Annotated in this window: 13 protein-coding genes and 1 riboswitch; of the genes, 5 read left to right on the forward strand and 8 right to left on the reverse strand. The window is 66.0% G+C overall.

Annotated features, from left to right (window positions below):
* Nucleotides 1–190: 190 nt before the first annotated feature.
* Nucleotides 191–577 carry a hypothetical protein gene (locus HZB53_04870; GenBank protein MBI5876964.1) on the reverse strand — a complete coding sequence of 129 codons (387 nt, stop codon included), beginning with the start codon at nucleotides 575–577 and terminating at the stop codon, nucleotides 191–193.
* Nucleotides 578–660: 83 nt separating this feature from the next.
* A riboswitch (cyclic di-GMP riboswitch) is annotated at nucleotides 661–751 on the reverse strand.
* Between the two features lie 79 nt (nucleotides 752–830).
* Nucleotides 831–3014, reverse strand: coding sequence for a DUF2142 domain-containing protein (locus tag HZB53_04875; protein ID MBI5876965.1), 2184 nt, complete (start codon nucleotides 3012–3014; stop codon nucleotides 831–833).
* 431 nt (nucleotides 3015–3445) lie between these two features.
* Between HZB53_04875 and HZB53_04880 the strand changes: the two genes are divergently transcribed.
* Genes HZB53_04880 through HZB53_04895 form a run of 4 tightly spaced genes read left to right on the forward strand, consistent with a single transcriptional unit; the run spans nucleotide 3446 to nucleotide 7060 of the window.
* On the forward strand, nucleotides 3446–4234 hold the full coding sequence (locus HZB53_04880) for a polysaccharide deacetylase family protein (protein MBI5876966.1): 789 nt from the start codon (nucleotides 3446–3448) through the stop codon (nucleotides 4232–4234).
* Between the two features lie 23 nt (nucleotides 4235–4257).
* The gene (locus tag HZB53_04885; protein MBI5876967.1) at nucleotides 4258–5121 is read left to right on the forward strand and encodes a glycosyltransferase family 2 protein; all 864 of its coding nucleotides are present in this window, start codon (nucleotides 4258–4260) and stop codon (nucleotides 5119–5121) included.
* Nucleotides 5122–5123: 2 nt separating this feature from the next.
* Nucleotides 5124–5369, forward strand: a complete 246-nt coding sequence (locus tag HZB53_04890) for an acyl carrier protein (protein ID MBI5876968.1) — start codon at nucleotides 5124–5126, stop codon at nucleotides 5367–5369.
* Nucleotides 5366–7060 (forward strand): AMP-binding protein, encoded by a 1695-nt coding sequence (locus tag HZB53_04895; protein ID MBI5876969.1) that lies wholly within the window; start codon nucleotides 5366–5368, stop codon nucleotides 7058–7060. Before HZB53_04890 ends, HZB53_04895 begins: the two co-directional genes overlap by 4 nt.
* Here HZB53_04895 and HZB53_04900 read toward each other — a convergent pair.
* The 4 genes from HZB53_04900 to HZB53_04915 all read right to left on the reverse strand — a co-directional run bounded on the left by HZB53_04900 (nucleotide 7057) and on the right by HZB53_04915 (nucleotide 11899).
* Nucleotides 7057–8334, reverse strand: coding sequence for a hypothetical protein (locus tag HZB53_04900; GenBank protein ID MBI5876970.1), 1278 nt, complete (start codon nucleotides 8332–8334; stop codon nucleotides 7057–7059). The genes HZB53_04895 and HZB53_04900 overlap by 4 nt on opposite strands.
* A 43-nt stretch (nucleotides 8335–8377) precedes the next feature.
* Nucleotides 8378–9058, reverse strand: coding sequence for an FHA domain-containing protein (locus tag HZB53_04905; protein ID MBI5876971.1), 681 nt, complete (start codon nucleotides 9056–9058; stop codon nucleotides 8378–8380).
* 192 nt (nucleotides 9059–9250) lie between these two features.
* Nucleotides 9251–10798: a hydantoinase/oxoprolinase family protein gene (locus HZB53_04910; GenBank protein MBI5876972.1), complete on the reverse strand. Its 1548-nt coding sequence runs from the start codon at nucleotides 10796–10798 to the stop codon at nucleotides 9251–9253.
* Between the two features lie 6 nt (nucleotides 10799–10804).
* A complete protein-coding gene (locus HZB53_04915) occupies nucleotides 10805–11899 on the reverse strand; it encodes a DUF917 domain-containing protein (protein MBI5876973.1) in 1095 nt (364 codons plus the stop codon).
* Nucleotides 11900–11951: 52 nt separating this feature from the next.
* Here HZB53_04915 and HZB53_04920 point away from each other — a divergent pair, with 52 nt between their 5' ends.
* Nucleotides 11952–12551 (forward strand): methyltransferase domain-containing protein, encoded by a 600-nt coding sequence (locus tag HZB53_04920; protein MBI5876974.1) that lies wholly within the window; start codon nucleotides 11952–11954, stop codon nucleotides 12549–12551.
* A 96-nt stretch (nucleotides 12552–12647) separates the two neighbouring features.
* Here the strand turns inward: HZB53_04920 and HZB53_04925 are convergent, their stop codons facing one another.
* On the reverse strand, nucleotides 12648–15002 hold the full coding sequence (locus HZB53_04925) for a glycosyltransferase family 39 protein (GenBank protein ID MBI5876975.1): 2355 nt from the start codon (nucleotides 15000–15002) through the stop codon (nucleotides 12648–12650).
* A gap of 465 nt (nucleotides 15003–15467) precedes the next feature.
* The gene (locus HZB53_04930) at nucleotides 15468–16475 is read right to left on the reverse strand and encodes a hypothetical protein (GenBank protein ID MBI5876976.1); all 1008 of its coding nucleotides are present in this window, start codon (nucleotides 16473–16475) and stop codon (nucleotides 15468–15470) included.
* Nucleotides 16476–17054 lie beyond the last annotated feature (579 nt).

Here is a 17054-nt window from a genome sequence, read left to right on the forward strand (position 1 = left end):
TTCAAGCGATTGCGGGCGCACAACCCGTAGCGGCGGAACCCGGCACGCAAAAAAGACGCCCGCGCACTGACCTCGCGAGCGAGGAAAATGCGCGGGCTCAAACCTGCAGCCTGTTTGCCGGACTGCCGACCAGATTCAGCACCGGGCCGGGTTGGGAGGAGGAGAACCCGGCCCAAGTGCTGTGTTGCTGCTAGTCGTCGATCTCGAACTTGAAGCGCATGGTTTCGCCGTGATTGTTGCGTACATACGTCTTGCCGTCGTAGCTTACGGTCACAGGCGACGAAGCGCCATCGCCGTCAATCATGACCATCATCATTTCGCCATGCCCGCGCACGGTCACGGCCGAATTCGGAAGCAGCGGGGCGGGAGCGGGCGTCTTGCAGCGCCCAGCGGCCTGGTCGCCATAGTGCGTGCCTTGCGGCAGCGTGATCTTTACGGCCATCGGATGGGCAGCGTCAATCACCAGCCATTGGCCCTCAACGCAGAGCGCCGGATCCTCCCACTCCAATGCGGCCTGTGCCATGCCAAACGTGGTGAAGAGCAGGAACGCTGCGAAGATGATTGAGAACTTTTTCATGGTGCGACCCCTTTCGGTCAGCGGCAACAAACAAACCGGCCTACGTCCATCCGTTGCGCCCAGGCCAGTCGCACCTGATACGCTTCGGTAGCCCGGCGATCATGTTCGCACCGTTGCGAATTTAGACCCGTGGCTTTGCGCCCCCACCTTTTGGTGGGTTTGCCTTTGTCGGCGTTATAACGTTTATCGCTCAACTTCTGAAGTCATTATAGTTGGTTTGGCGGAAATGGGAATAGCACTAGAGTACCGTTTGCTATCTTGATACGGGCAACACAAGCTCGTTTCGCCCCGCGCTCCCCACTTGTAGCGGCGGGCTGCCCCCTGATGTGTAAAGCCCCACCGCCAGGTTGACCGTCTGGGGGGGCCATTGGAAAGCATGCTCGTCCTTTATTATGTTTCCTGGCCTCCAGATGGAGGTCGGGTACCATCCGCCAAGCGGTTGGGTATCTCGTTGGTCAATAATGCGTCCATTGGAGTCCAGCGCGTGAACAAAAACAGTATAGTCTGCTTCCAAAGGAGTGAGCGCCATCCAATAAAACGTTACCTTACCAGGGGAGAGGTCATAGCCCTGCAATGCGATCAGATCGGCAAACTGCGCGTCAACCCGGTTTTGTGGACCGACCGTTGGCTGGCTGATCGGTATCACATTGACACGAGCCACGACAGGCCGCACCACACGCTGTCCGTCGGCATTAGCAGGTGGCAGCGCTGCGCCGGTCGCGCGATCATACCAGCCGACAACAACCTTGCCCGCCACCGGTGTCGTGGCGTTTGGTTTGATCCGCAGCCGATAGCGATCCACGATCAGACGATTGGCCGGCCACTGAGTCGTTGGAAACATGCCGAATCCGGGGTAGGTGTCCGTCGCGGCGATCAATTCGTCGTCCACGCCAAAGACTTTGATGTACAGCGTGTACGCGCGGTTGAGCGGCTCGCGCACCTGCCAGCGCAGCTCGATCGGCAGTTCTGAACCGGGCTGCGCGGCAATGACAGCCGGCGACACCGCGATCAGGTCAATGCGGTCGCCAAAGCGCACTATTGGGCGCTCCGACGACGCCAGCAACAGATCAGGCAGCGCGTACGCCGGCGCAATCACATACCCCGGCACAAAAGCGGCCATGGCGACCATTCCCGCCAGTAAGCCGCCGACAATCCAGCGCCCGACCGGCCGCTCCAGCCAGGCGTGCAGCCCCCCGCTCATCAGCACCGCCAGCGCCGACAGCGCCGGGAAGAGCAAGCGTCCCTGCAAGCCCGGCGTCAGCATGCCCCAGCGCAGCACGCCAACCAGCACGATGCCGAACGTCGCGACGACCAGAGCGAGCGAGTTGGCCTCCACAGCGCGGCTGGCATCACGCGACGTGATACGGCGGAGTCCCAGAATAAGCAGGCCACCCACCACCGCGACGGTCAGCGCGCCGTATATCAGGTACAGCGTCTCCGGCAGCAGAATACTGAACCAGCCGAACAGGCCCCAGAACGACAGGCGCAACCCTTCCGTTTCGTCCAGCAATTGCCAGAGGTCGGGCGGCGGGTTGCGTATGCCAACAATCGCCAGCATCCGGTTGAGGCCGGTCAGATCGCCATACAATAGCCAGTTCCGCGCGTACCACCACCCGGCGACCAGCAGCGCCGTGCCGCCCGAAACGATGCCACGCTGTACGATCGCCGCGATGCGCTGCCGCTCGTACAGTATTATCGCAAGCGCGGCCACCAGACCCATGGCCGCGCCGCTGAGCTTGGCCAGCGCGGCGATGCCGACCAGTGCGCCCAGCAACACGTCGTCGCGCCGGCGCGCTGCGCCCTGCACGACCCGGATCGCCTGAAATAGGACAAGCCCGCAAGCCAGCGCAGCGAACGCGTCGTTGCTCACCGCCGTCGACACAAACAGGAATTGAGGGATGAACGCCTGCACCGCCACGGCAGTCGTCGCCACACCGCGCCGTCCAGGGAACACGCGCCGCGCCAGCAGGTAGGTGACGAGCAGGCCAACTGCGCCGAACAACAGCGACACGAAACGCGTTGCATAGACGGCCAGCACCGTGCCACGCCCGGGGAATCCATCGGCGGCGCTGTGCAGGTAGACGTTGCGGTTACCCGGCGTCTGCGGATCGCCCTGCACGGCATACGGGTTTGTCGCCGATACGGACTGCCAGTCGCTTGCGTCAAAGCCGGCAGTGAGCACCGCTGCCAGCAGATAGTAGAGCGGCGGCTGGCTGCCCTCCTGCTGCCAGCGATCGACCCGACCCTCGACCTGCACTGGCAGGCCGCGTCCTTCCGCGATCTCGCGAACGAAGAAGAAGTGCTGCGGCTCGTCGGGCTTCTCGAATACGGGCGCGGCCAGCCCATACGCTGCGCCCAGCGCGAGGAATGCGACAAGCACCAGCCAGAAGCCGGCGTGTGCGCGCAGCGCAGTCACGCGGTTGAAAGAGCGGCTCACGCGAGCCAGTTTACCGCACGGGCACGGTTCCGGCAAAACAGCAATTCTCATTTTGGGGTCTGGCTACAAAGTTGCCCCCTCATCCCCGGCCCCTTCTCCCCCGTTCACGGGGGAGAAGGGGAAAAGTGAATGGGGATTGGCGCGGCGGCGCAGCCGCCGCGCCAATCCCCTTAGCGTCTCTGCCCCTCCCAACGAAGTTGGGAGGGGGTCGGGGGGAGGGTAGCATCACCTGCTCGTCGAATTGGTTTGCGTGACAAGCACCTGAGCACCAGCGCATGACGAACCGCAATAGGAAAGTGCCCGTACAAAGCCAAATTGGGAATTGCTGCCGGCAAAAGGTACGCTTGGGCGTGCTTCGCCGTTCGTGCTAGAATGGGCGCGTTCATCCGCGCCGGCTTGTCGCGGCTGCGGGGAACCGGGGCCGATCGCCGATGCTGACCACGCAAACCGCTACCATCGCCCGTTTGTTTCCCGATGTCACGTCGGGACGACTGGTGCGTGCGCGCCTGCCGATCCTGCGCTATTGCTCGCTGGACGAACAGGGCAGCGCGTGCTCGCTCGCGCCGGAACTCTTTCGCTGGCAGATGAAGCTACTGCTGGCCAATGGCTGGCGCGTGCTGGGGCTTGATGCACTGCTGGCCGGGCTGGGCAGTGGGTGGCCAAGCCGCAGCGCGGTTCTGACGTTTGATGAGGGGTACCGCAACTTTCGCGACCACGCGCTGCCGTACCTGCACGGTTACGCATACGCTGCGTTCCTTTTTGTTGCGCCAGTCGACTCGCGCAGCGCGCCCGGGCGACGCGGACCGCGGACACTGATGGACTGGCCGGCGCTGCGCGTGGTGGCCGGGCAGGGCATCACCCTGGGCCTGCGCCTGCCCGCCGAGCCTGACTTGCGGCGCATGTCGCCCGCCGACGCCGAGACGGCGCTCTCCACACTGCGGGCACGGCTCGAAGATCGGCTGGGTCTGCCGGTCACCGCATTCGCCAGCCCGTACGACACGCTGCCCGACTGGCTGCGTATCCTGGCCGGGCAGCAGTTTCGCGCCGGGTTCAGCGCTCGCCTGGGATTCGCGCGCGCCGCCGGCACGGCCCTGGCACTGGACCGCGTCGACGTTCGGGTGCTGCGCAACCGTCGGCTGTTCCGCGCGCTGGAGTCCGGCTGGATCGACACCTACCTGCACGCGCGGCAGGCGCTGCGTGACTTGCAGACACACTCGTAGTGTGTGGAGATCGAACGTACGAAATGACCGAACCGGAATTATCCATCGTGATCGCCGCCGACGCGCCTCCCGCGCTCGGCGAGTGCCTGGCGTCCATCGAACGCCAACGCGGCGGCCGCGCCGTCGAGGTGCTGGTCGTATCGCACCGACCCGACGACCAGCGCATTGCGCGCGAACACGTGCGCGACTGCGTCGTGTTGGACGCCCCGCCGTCCGGCCTGGCGCCGCATCGCTGGGCAGTCGGTATCGGGCGGGCGCAGGGTCGGCTTATCGCGCTGACCGACGGCGCGTGCGTGCCCGACGCCAACTGGATCGACGAAATTGTGCGCGCGCATGCCGCATACCACTCCGGCATCGGCGGCGCGCTCGAACTGGCCGATGGTGCCAGCCTGCTGGACCGGGCGACGTATTTCGTGCGCTGGGCGCGGCATATGCCGCCGCTGGCCGAATCCAGCGCAGACCTGCCCGGCGAGAACGTCTCATACAAGCGCGCCGCGTTAGCCGAGGACGCTGGCTGGATCGCCGCCAACGGCTTCTGGCCGCAGGACGTGAACGAGCACCTGCGCGGCCAGATGCGCAGCCTGCGCTCGAACCCGGCCTGTGTCGTGCGCGTCAAGCAGCCGTACACGCTCGGCGGCATCGCGCGCCACCAGGTCATCAGCGGCCGCTTGCTCGGCCAGGCTCGCGCGCGCCGCTCGGCCGGCCCGAAGCGCTGGCTCATATTGCTGGCGACGCCAGTCATCCCGCTGGTGCGTCTGCAGCGCATTGCGCGGGCAGTCGCCGGCAAGCGTCGCCACGGCCGCGAGTTCGCCACGGCACTGCCGCTGATCTTCGCCATACTCGTTTGCGAAGCCGCCGGCGAACTGGACGGCATGCTGCGAGCATGAGCATGACCCACGACGCCATTGTGCAGGATTTGCGCGCGTTCATCACCCGCGAGGTGCTGCAGCAGCCCAATCTGCGACTTGACGACGACCAACGGCTCATCAGCGGTGGCCTGCTCGACTCCCTGGCGCTGGGCCGCATCGCCGTGTACATCGAAGACCATTACGGGGTCTATGTCCCCGACCTCGAACTGACGGCCGCCGCAATGGACACGCTCTCGCTGATGGCCGAGCGCGTGAGGCGACCATGAGCGCGTCCGCGCACGTCTCACTCCCGGCAGCATTGCTCTCGCAGGCCGCTGCGGCACCTAACGCCGTCGCAATCCATTTCGTCGGCGAAGACGGCGCCGAGCAGCCGGTCACATACGCGCAAATCGCCTCCGCGATGTCGATGCGCGCGGCGGCGTTGGCTCGGGCCGGCGCGCGCACCGGCGATGTGGTGGTGCTGGTAATGCCCCACACGATGGCGTTGATCGAATGGTTTTGGGGCGCACTGGGGTTCGGCGCGCTCCCAACGATCTTCCCATATCTGACGCCAAAGCTCGATGCCGGCACGTATGCGACGCGGGTGCATGCGCTGGCCGCCGAGGCCGGTGCACGCATCGTGATCACCTCGGTCGCGCTGGAGCCGGCCGTGCGCGCGCTGGTCGCCGGTCTCGACTGCCGCGTCATCGCCGCCGATGAGCGCGTCGACGATGTCGGATCTCCGCTACCCGCCCTGCCCCCGGGCGACGACGCCCCCGCTTTGCTGCAATACAGCAGCGGCACGACCGGCCTGCAGAAAGGGATCGTGCTCTCGCACCGCGCCGTGCTGGCGCACCTTGACGCGCTGAGCGAAGCATATGCCGTGCGCGCTGACGATGTGGTCGTGTCGTGGCTGCCGCTCTACCACGACATGGGGCTGGTCATCGGCTTCCTGCTCCCGCTGGTGAAGGGCATCCCGACCGTGCTGATGTCGCCGTTTCACTGGGTGCGCCAGCCGGGCGCGCTGTTCCGCGCCTTCAGCCGCTATCGCGGCACGCTCTGCTGGATGCCGAACTTCGCGTTCAACCACTGCGCGCGCGCGGTGGCGGAGCGCGAGCTCGCCGGTTGCGACCTGAGCGCCGTGCGTGTGATCGTGAACGGCTCGGAGCCGGTGCGACTGGACAGCCTGCGCATGTTTGCGCAGCGATTCGCACCCTATGGCCTGCGGGCACAAGTGCTGAGCGCCGCATACGGACTGGCGGAAAACGTCGTCGGGGTCAGCACCTCGCCACACGCCGAGGGCTATCGTGTCGATTGGGTCAACCAGGCCGCGCTGCAAGTGGAGCGCCGCGCCGCGCCGGCGGAACCGGATGCGCCCGGTGCGACACCGGTCATCAGTTGCGGCCGGCCGTTCCCTGGCACCGAGGTGCGCGTGCTCGACGACGAGGGACAGGCTCTCAATGAGCGGCGTGTGGGCGAACTGGTGATACGCAGTCCGTACATGCTTCGGGGCTACTTCCGACGGCCCGACCTTTCGGCCGAGGCATTCCACGGGGGCTGGTTCCGCACGGGCGATATGGGCTACATCGCGGCTGGCGAGGTGTTTGTCTGCGGGCGCAAGAAGGATATGATCATCAGCGGCGGCCGCAACATCTACCCGGACGATCTGGAGGCGATCGCGAGCGGTGTGCCCGGCGTCCACGCCGGTCGCGCCGTCGCCTTCGGCGTGTCCGACGCGCGCGCGGGCACCGAGCGGATCGTCATCGTATGCGAACTCGACGCGCCGCCCGGCGCTGAAAACAAACGCGCCGTCGAGTTGGAACTTCGACGGCGCGTGGCCCGCGAGCTCGATGTCGCCCCGGCCGATGTGCGGCTGGTCGGCGAGCACGACTGGATAATCAAAACATCAAACGGCAAGCTGGCCCGCAGCGCCAATCGCGACAAATATCTGCGCGCGTTCGGCGGGCCGGCGGGCTAACAGTCCGTCTCCTTCCACGCGGCGTCGAGGCAACGCTGGACTGGCGTGCCGCGCACCGTGTGTACGACGCGCGCGACAAACTGGTCGTTGTTGACGTACGCCACCCATGTGGACTTGGCGGTCTGCCCGGCCGGAATATTCGGCAGGTTGGACATGCAGACTCGCGCTGAACCGCCCTTGTCATTAAACGCCTGCGTGGTCCAGTCGGATGGTGCGATCGTCGACGACGAGCGGTTGGTCAAGAACGCATCCCATTTGAACTGCCGCACTGGAACTTTGTTATTGAACAGTGTGCAATCGTTCGGATCGGGCTGGCCCCAACGCTCATAGCCCTGGAACGCAAACGTCAGCGAGAACTGCGGGGTCGGCGTGCGCGTGGGCGGCGGAGGCGGCGGGTTCGTCGCAGTCGCTGTCGGTGGAACGTTCGTGGCCGTCGCGCTGGGCGGCACGCTCGTCACGGTGGCGGCCACGGTCGGCGTAGACGACGGCCGCGCGATGATCGAGATGGTCGGAATGGCGGGCGCACTCGTCGCAGGCGGCACCGCGGTCGGCGGCACATTGGTAGCCGTGGCCGGCGCGGTTGTCGGTACGCTCGTTGCGACAGCCACAACACTCGTGGGAGCGGTCGTGGGGGTCGGCGCCTGATCCGGCGCAAAGCGCGAAGCAGCCGCCCAGCCGAGCGCCGCCAGCCCGATGACACACACGAAGAAGAAGATGACCGCCATGATCAGCACCGGCGACAGGCCGCCACGCTTTGGCGGTTCCCCGGTCTGCGTCGGCGCGGCGGTCGTGCCCGCCTGCGGCGGAATGGTCGGCGGCGTGAAGCCAACCATGGTCTGCGCATCCGGTCGCGCCGCCGGGCCGGTCGCCTTTGGCGGAATGACGGGTGGCGTAAATCCGACCAAGGTCTGCGCCTGATCCGGGCGAAGATCCGGCTGGCTGGTCTTCGGTATTTGTGGCGGGATGAACGATGAGAGCGTCGCGGAGTCGGCGCGCGCGGCGCGATGCTCGTCGGGCGTGGGCAGAGGCGGCGGGGCGGCCGCCGGCGCACCGCCAGGCGGATCCTGCTGCACCCAGTTCTGCCCATCGTGAATATACCAGCGGCCGCTTTCGGCGCCGATCATCCAGTAGCGCCCCTGCGCGTCGAGGATCATCTGCGCCTGCAGCGCAGCCTCGAACTGCTCGCGCGTCACCTGCCCGGCCGCCAACTGCGTCTTCAGCGCAGCGTATTGCGCTTCGACGTCGCGGAAACGCGGATCGGCTGGATTACTCATGAGTTTGCCCCCTACCCGGACACGAGCTGCTAGTTGCTAGTTGCTATGTTTGGAAGGTCAGGACGGTGATCCCGACGGTGATCTGGTCGCCGTTCTGCAATGCCTGCGCCGTGATGCGACGGCCGTTGACATAGGTGCCGTTGCGCGAGTTGAGGTCGCGCGCCGTCCAGGTCGCGCCGTCGTAGTCAATGCGCGCATGCAAACGCGACACCTGCGCATCGTTGACGACCAGCGAATTGGAGGTCGCCCGACCGAGCGTCGCGCCTTCGCGGCCGAACTCGATCATCGCCATGTTGGCCGCACCGCGCAATACGTTCAGGCGCGCGCGGTTCGGCTTTGCCAGCGGCATGCCCGGATCGGAGGGGTGGATCGGCGGTGAGATCTGAGGCAGCGGCGCGGTGGAGAGCACCGCAACCGGCGGATCCTTGGCGGCCCAGGTCTTGCCGTCAAAGACATGCCACTTGCCGCTCTCGACGCCGATCATCCAGTAGCGACCCTGCTCATCCTGAAACATGAGCGGCTGCAGCGCCGCCTCGAACTGTTCCTGCGTCAGCCGGCCGCTGGCCAGTTGGCCGCGCAGGCGAAAGTACTCTGCCTCGACCTGCCGGAATCGATTGGCGCCTGTCGCCGGCTGGCCCGGCGACGACGTTCGAACCGGCGTGCCGCAGTTGGAGCAGACCGTATCGGTCGGCAACAGTGGAGACCCGCACTTCTCACAGTTCATTCCGGCAACCTCGTCCTTCGACGCTGTAGTGGCGCTGATCGCGCATCGCACTGGCGCAATGTTACCGTGAGGCGGCTTGCCTGTCAACCCGCGCCAGTACCCGCCCACTCACGCGAGACACGTCACGACCGGCCCAGGCAGGCATCGGCACGTCCGCCTGACGCCGGTCGCCCCGCGCATTTTTGCGACGCGTCAAGCCGCCAGATCGCCGACCGCTTTGACGTGAATGCGCGTCGCGTTGCTCGGCAGGTACGTCAGCGGCACTTCCTCGACTTCGACGATTTCGATCGACGATGGCGCCGCTCCGGCGGCGCGCGCGCGATCGACCGCCTCCTGCCGGGCCGCGTCCAGCGCGGCGGTGCGGCTCATGGCGCTCAGGTCATATACGCGCTCGATCTCGCCGCCGACCTGCGCGATAGCCGCGCCGATAGCGTTGGCGACCTGGCAGTTGGCCGGCCGCAACACGACCGATGCACCGGCCAGTTGATCGCCGACCAGCACATGCCCGCCCCCCACCAGCACAACCGGCACCGGATCGGCGGCGAGCTTCATGCGGTCAATCGCCGTCTCCAGCATCGTTCGCATGCGCTGTACTGCCTGGCCGGCAAAGACGCGATCAAGATGCGCGACGCGCGCCGGGTCGCCCATCACAGCCAGCCCGGCCGCCACCGCAATGTCCGACGCCGTGAGTGTCTCGCCGCCGAACACCAGCGCCTGCTCGGTCAGCCGGTAGCCGACGCTGTCCGGCCCGATGCTCAGTTCCGGTTCGCGCCTGATCAGGCTGCCGCCGCCCAGCCCGAACGAGTAGACGTCCGGCATGCGGAAGTTGGTGCGCACGCCGCCGACCTCGACCGACGCGCCTGCTTCGCGCGGGAAGCCGTGCCGCAGCATGCCGACATCGCTGGTCGTGCCGCCGATGTCCACGACGATGCCTTCCTTCACGTCCGACAGAAACGCCGCGCCGCGCATCGAGTTTGTCGGTCCCGACGAGAACGTCAGCACCGGGAAACGCGCCGCATATTCGGCATTCATCAGCGTGCCATCATTTTGCGAGAGGTAGAACGGGCAGGTCAACTGCATGCCGGCCAGCGCATCGCGCAGCGCCTGCGTCATCTGCCCGGCCAGCCGCACGAGGCTGGAGTTCAGGATTGTCGCATTCTCCCGCTCGAGCAGGCCGACGCGCCCGATCTCGTGCGACTGCGTAACGTGCAGTCCCGGTGCGGCATCGCGCAGGATGGCGGCGGCGCGCTCCTCGTGCGCGGGCGTCACGGGCGAGAAGACGCCGGTCACGGAGACCGCCTCGATCCCCTCGTCCGTCAACTGGCGCGCCAGCTCGCGCAGGCGTTTCTCGTCCAGCGGGTTGATCTCGCGCCCGTCGAACTCGTGCCCGCCCTCGATCAGGTAACCGCGCCCGCCGATCGCCGCGCGCAGGTCATCCGGCCAGTCGACCATCGGCGGCAGCGCCGCCGTGGCCGGCGCACCGAGACGAACCGCCGCCGTCGGCGCCAGCCGCTTGCGCTCGACGACCGCATTGGTGAAGTGCGTCGTGCCGATCATGACCGCGCTGATGTCGCGCGCGGGCGTTACGTCCGGCGCTTGCGCCAGCAGCGCGCGCAGCGCCGCCAGCATGCCGCCGGTCACATCCGGCGTAGTTGGCGATTTAGCCCAGGCGACGACGCGCCGCCCGTCCATCAGGACGGCATCCGTATTCGTGCCGCCGACGTCGATTCCGATCCGCATGAGAGTCTATCCTTTGCCGGCCACTAACTCCAGCGGCCGGAAATCCGTGTCGTAACCAAAGGCGCGCGGCCCGACGAACTCCAGCGCGCGCGGCGTGCGCAGTTGTACGGGCGCCGGGATGCCTAGCACCGTGACGCGCAGGCCATAGCGCAGCAACTCGGTCGTGACCGGTTCGCCCGTCTCGCTGTCGACGATGCAGATCAGGTCGGGCACAATCGCCAGCACGCGCTCGCTGCCGTCCGGTGCAATCGCGCGGGCGATCAGGTTCTCGTTCTGGAACGCGATCATGCAGCGCGACTGATCGTCGGCCGCCAGCGTGACCTCGCCGCGCGCGAAGCCGGCGGTCGTGCGCCGCTCGACATCCACGATCTTGCCGGTGAACAGCCGCCGCCCGCCCGTCACAGCCAGCACGGCCGCGTGAATATCCGCGCGTGTATTGCGCGCCGCGCGCACCGCCTCGCCGACGCGCCGCGCCAGCGTGAGCGTGCCGGGAATACCGAACGCCTTCAGTTGCGCACCGGTCATCACCGAGCCGGCCGTGCCGGCGCGCGCGCCGTGCGCCACCGCCCAGCGGCGCGCCACCCGCTCGACCTCGTGCGGATCGTCAATGTCGCGCAGGATCACGGTTTCGCCCTTATGGCTCGACAGCGCGAGCGGCGTCATCGAGACGCCATTGAACGTGAACGTCTCCATCTGGAGTTCCGGGAACGCGCGCCCCATGCCATCGGCGTCGATAACCGGCACGCCGCACTGTGCGCCGACGACGAGCGGCGCGATCGAGTTCGAGCCGCCGATCTCGCCCGGCACGATGGCGTCGGCCTTGCGGCCGATGTGCGCTTCAAGCGCGCGCAGTGCGGTCCACTCTTCCTCGCCTTGCGGCAGGCGCTCATAGCCAACCGTCGGCGCACCCATGTTGAAGACCGACACCACACAGGCGTCGTCGGGCACGTCTTCCGGCCGGATGATCGTCGCCGTGCGCCCCGCCTTGACGTGCTCGCGCATGCGCACCTTGCCGAGATACGGGTTGCCGCCGCCGCCGGTGCCAAGAATGCCGGCGCCGATGGCAATCGATTCCAGATCGTCAGCCGTGATTTTCCACATCGTTTGTTGTCCCGAACTGTGATATGCTAACGGCATGCCGGAGGGCATCGCCGTGAGCCAGAATACACCAGACTTCTGGGAACAGATCTACCGCAACCAAAAACTCTCGTGGGACCTGGGCGGCCCTACGCCTGTGCTATCGCGTCTGCTGAACGAAGGCCGCTTTGCTCCCGGCGCTGTCTTCGTGCCCGGCGCAGGCCACGGCTACGACGCCCGCGAATGGGCGCGCCACGGCTTCGCCGTCACCGCCGCCGACTTCGCCGCCGAAGCGGTGCAGTGGATGCGCGAACTGGCCGACCCGACTGCGCCGGTGACGGTCATGCAGGCCGATTTATTCGCACTACCGCCAGAACTCGATGGACAGTTCGACTACCTGTACGACTCGATGTGCTTCTGCGCCATCGACCCGCTGCAACGTCCCGCATACGCGGACATGGTGGCGCGCCTGCTGAAACCGGGCGGCGCGTATGTCGCCTTGGCGTACCCGGTCGGCAACTTCAAGGGCGGCCCGCCCTACGCCATCCACGCCGATCCATTCGTTTTCATATGCCAGCAGCGCGGCCTCGCGCTCGAATCGCGCGAGCCGCCGCCCGACTCCGTGCCGCACAAGCGCGGCTGCGAGGAGCTATTCGTCTTCTGCAAGACGAATTAAAGCCTCTCACCACAGAGGCACAGAGACACAAAGTAAAGTCCTGCATGGTTTTCTCTGTGCCTTTGTGTCTCTGTGGTGGTAGCTTCGATTCCCGTCTTACTGAACCTGGACGTCAAACAGGATCGCGTGATCGGCTGTGCCGTCGGCCGCCTGCACCATCAGGCGCTCGCCGGTCGTCGGATGATACATGCCGATCTCAATTTGGTACTTGCCTGGCGGCGCATCCGGCGCAATGCGGAACAGGTACGCATCCTCAATGACACTGCCCACACCCCAGGCGGTCGTCGGCAGCGCGCCGTTCGCCGGCTCCTGATCGCGCTGGCCCCACAGCGGGTTGTTGCTGCGCGGGTTCCACTGCGTACCAAGCAGGTGCACAAACACTTTGTAGCGCTGCGCGACCGGCTGATCGGTCTGCCAGTAGAGCGTCAGTTGCACGTTGTCGCCAGGGTGCAGCAGCGTCCCGAGCATATCGTAGCCTAGCAGGCGGATGCCGTTCTGAAAGCGCACCTCATGCGGCGTGAACGATGGCAAACCGGTTGTCGCCGACGCGCCGCTGCTGGAAGCGATCTCCGCCTGAGCCACCGACTGAGCGGTATCGCCCATCACCACCACAACTTGATAACTGCCCGGTGCAAGCGCAGTCGTCACCGCAAAGCGCGCTACCGAACGCGATGCGCCCGCCGGCACCGCAAGCGTCTGCCGCGCCACTTCGCGCCCGGCCGCATCCTTCAATACGGCGGCGAGCGTGGCGGGCGTCGTGTTTTGCCAGTACAGGCCGACTAGCACGTCGTCGCCGACACGATAGCGGCGCAACGCCTGGTCGTAGCCGACGAGCGTCAGGCCTCCGCCCACCGTCATTGGTGTGCGATAGGTCGGTGCGGCTCCCGGCGACAGGCGTCCGAACGCCTGCGCGCGTTCCGGTGTGCGCACATATAGGATAAGCCTCTTGGTGCCGAAGCCGGTCTCGTGCGTCAGCACCGCACGCGAGGCCAGCCACAGCTCCAACTGGTGCCCCTCGTCGATGCGCAATGCGTCCTCGTTCCAGACCATCCAGAGCGCGTCGTGCGCCTGCCAGAAGTCGCCGAGCAGTCGCTCGGCGTCGCCTTCGCGCATGCGCGCGCCGTTCGGCACGCCGCGCCAGATGCGATCCGGCTGCTGGAAGTAGAACTCGAAGATCGGCCAGGTGCGGTCGTCGTGCAGCACCACGCCATCACCCGGCAGCATCTGCGCGCGCAGGGTCGCCGTCAGTGACTGGTACACGTCGTTCGGAATGCGCCCGGCGTAGTACTGGCTGTTCGCCGCGAGAAACACGCCGATTACGACGATGGCGGCCACCACGCCCAGCCACTTCTGCGCCCGCGCGATGCGCCAGACGCTCCACGCCAGCACGAGCGAGAACGTCCAGATGAACGGGAACAGGTAGCGCGCTTCGACGCGCGGCGTGTAGAAGAAGCTGCGCGGCGAGGTGCCGAGGTAGACCGTCAGCGGCGGCAGCACCAGCAGGAACACAATCAGCCAGCCGCCGCGCCGCCCTGCGCCGTCATGCTTGCCGCGCAAGCCAATCAGCGCGCCGGCCAGCAGGATCGCCCAGACGCCGAGCACCGGCCACAGCCACTCGTCGATATTCGCCGCGGCCCCGGCCGCCAGCATCGTCGAGTAGAACTGCACGAACAGCGTAAACTCGAACGGCGTCGAGTCCGACCAGGTGCGATAGCTGCGGGCGAAGAGGATGAACCAGGGCAGGAAGAGCAGCACCACCGTTGCCTGCGCCGCGACCCAGCCAAGGTACTTGCGCCAGGTCACCAACCCCTGCGCCGCCGCAAAGCGCGCGCCGCCGCTGCGCTGGTTCAGCCAGCCGAGCGCCAGCAGGATCGTCATGTAGAGCGACTCGAAGGCGAGCGCGAAGGCAACGAGGTAGATCGACAGCAGGCCGCCGAGCGAGACCAGCACGTAGGCGACCCAATCGGCGCGCCGCGGGCGGCCGTGCGCGATACGGAGGGTCAGCCAGACGGAGAACAGCATGAACATGGAACCGAGAATGTACATCCGCAGTTCCTGCGACCACCAGATGTGGAAGCGGCTTAGGCCGAGGAACAGCGCGGCCAGATTGCCGAGCGCGGGGTCGTGAATGCGCTCGCCGATCTTGTAGACCGCAACGACCGACAGGAGGCCGAACGCGACCGAGAGCAAGCGCAGCGCAAACTCGGTCTCGCCGGCGAACAGCCGCCAGACGGTGACCGCCCAGAAGTAGAGCGGCGGGTGAACGTCGGCGGCGGTCCAGAGCGCGGTGTCAACAATCCAGCGGCGCGCCGTCCAGCCGACGAGTCCTTCATCGTACCAGAACGGCACATCGCCCAGCGTGTACAGTCGCGCGGCAAAGGCAACCAGCAGTACGCCAATCGTCAGTAATCGGTTGCGCCAGTTCATCATAAGGAAGGCGGCCTGCACCATGCAGACCGCCTTGCATCATACCCAAAGCGACCGAAAGACGCAAAGCGCGCGTATCTTACGCAGCAATTCTCAATTTGGCTTTGTACGGGTACTTTCCAATGCCGCTTGCGATGCGCTGGCTCTCAGGCGCTTGTCACGCAAGCTGGCCCGCCGAAAAAGTGGCGCTGCCCTCCCCCCCAACCCCCTCCCAGCTTCGTTGGGAGGGGGCGAGGTTCTTAGGGGAGGTGCGCGGCGGCTGCGCCGCCGCGCACCTCCCCGTTAGCTTGGCCCCTTCTCCCCCGCGCGCGCGGGGGAGAAGGGGCAGGGGATGAGGGGGCATATTGGCAGCCGACTCCAAAAGGCGCATTGCCATGCGCCCGCACCCAGAGGTGTTGCCTCTGGACTCCCGCTTTCGCGGGAGTGACGATGTGGACGGCTGAATGGTCATGCGCCAAATCTCGCCCCCGATCTGAAATACACCCTATCTCACGCGGGCGACGGTGTGACCTGGTTTCGCGACGCCAGCGCCTCGCCCCACGCGGCGACGACAACCAGCGTCACCAGTGGCGGAATGAAGATGCGCAATTCGACGGCGACGCCAAACACGAGCGAGAGCGCCGTCATCGCCAGCGCGGCGGCCAGCAGCCGCTTCTGCAATGCGCCGAGCACGCCGTAGTTGGCCGCGATCCAGAGCACGACCGGGGCAAACATGGCAAATGCCAGCACTGGCCAGGACGATATGCCGGGATGCGTGAGCACCGCCCACATGCTCGGCAGCAGATTGCTGAACACCATCACCCATTGCGAGCTCGCGTCGATAGCCTTCGGCCCGCCGAACGCGAAGCGCAACGCCAGCACCGCAGCATACGCGGCGATCGAAACGCCCGCGCCGAACGCCAGTTCCCGCCATTGCACCTTGCGGACGGCGTCCAGTCCATACACGCAGATCCAGAGCACGCCCGCGAATGCGGCTGACTCGCGATTGGCGGCGGCCAAGAGCGCGATCACGACAACGCCGAAGCGGTTGCGCGCCACCGTCGCGGCGATCAGTAGCAGGGTGAAGATCGCATCGGGGTAGTCTGAGGTGTGCTCCCACCAGACGTTGAACGTAAACACCAGCGAGTACGCCAGCAGTAGGCAGCCAGCGGCCGTCTGTTTGAGCGTCGTATCGGCCACGCGCCGCAGCACCCACCAGCAGACGACGAGTAGTAGTACCGCGATGCCAAAGCGCAGCAGTTCAAACCATGCAGATGTAGAGATGAGCTTGATCTGGCTGACGGCAGCGAAGAGCAAGGGGAACAGCACGCGGTTCTGGAATGGGGCGTAGTACGTCGCCACGCCGCCGACCACGTACGGCTCACCCGCCAACGTGGAGAACTGCGCGGCGATGACCTCGGCGCGATGGCTGGCGCGCTCGTTCAGACCGTCCGACGCGAACGTGACCATCAGCCCCAGGGCAAGGCTGATGATCGCGGCGCAGACGAACTCTGTCATCCTGGGTCTACGTTCGGTCATGGCTCAATACGCCCCAAACTGGCGACGAGAACAACAATTGCGAACATGCGCCAGAGGTTGGCCCCCCCTTGCGCCGATTCATGTGAGCAATAGCCACCGCATTTTGGCGGTGACAGTATACCTTCCACCGCATCGCCCGACAAACAACACAGGCGTCCACCAGCAATTCTCATTTTGGCTTTGGACAGGTATTTTCCAATGCCGGCTTGCTATGAACTGGCCCCTGGTACTTGTCACGCATGCTGGCTCGACAAGAGAGCGGCGTTGCCCTCCCCCCGACCCCCTCCCAACTTCGTTGGGAAGGGGCGAGATTCTAAGGGGATTAGCGCGGCGGCTGCGCCGCCGCGCTAATCCCCATTAGCTTTTCCCCTTCTCCCCGCGCGCGCGGGGAGAAGGGGCCAGGGGATGAGGGGCATACTGGCGACCGACTCCAAAATGAGAATTGCTGGGCGTCCACCAGCAATTCTCAATTTGGCTATGGTCGGGTACGTTCCAATGTCGGCTTGTCATGCGCTGGAGTTCAGGTGCTTATCACGCAAGCCAATTCGACGAATAATG

Source organism: Chloroflexota bacterium (assembly GCA_016235055.1).
In the GTDB taxonomy this organism is placed as follows: Bacteria; Chloroflexota; Anaerolineae; order JACRMK01; family JACRMK01; genus JACRMK01.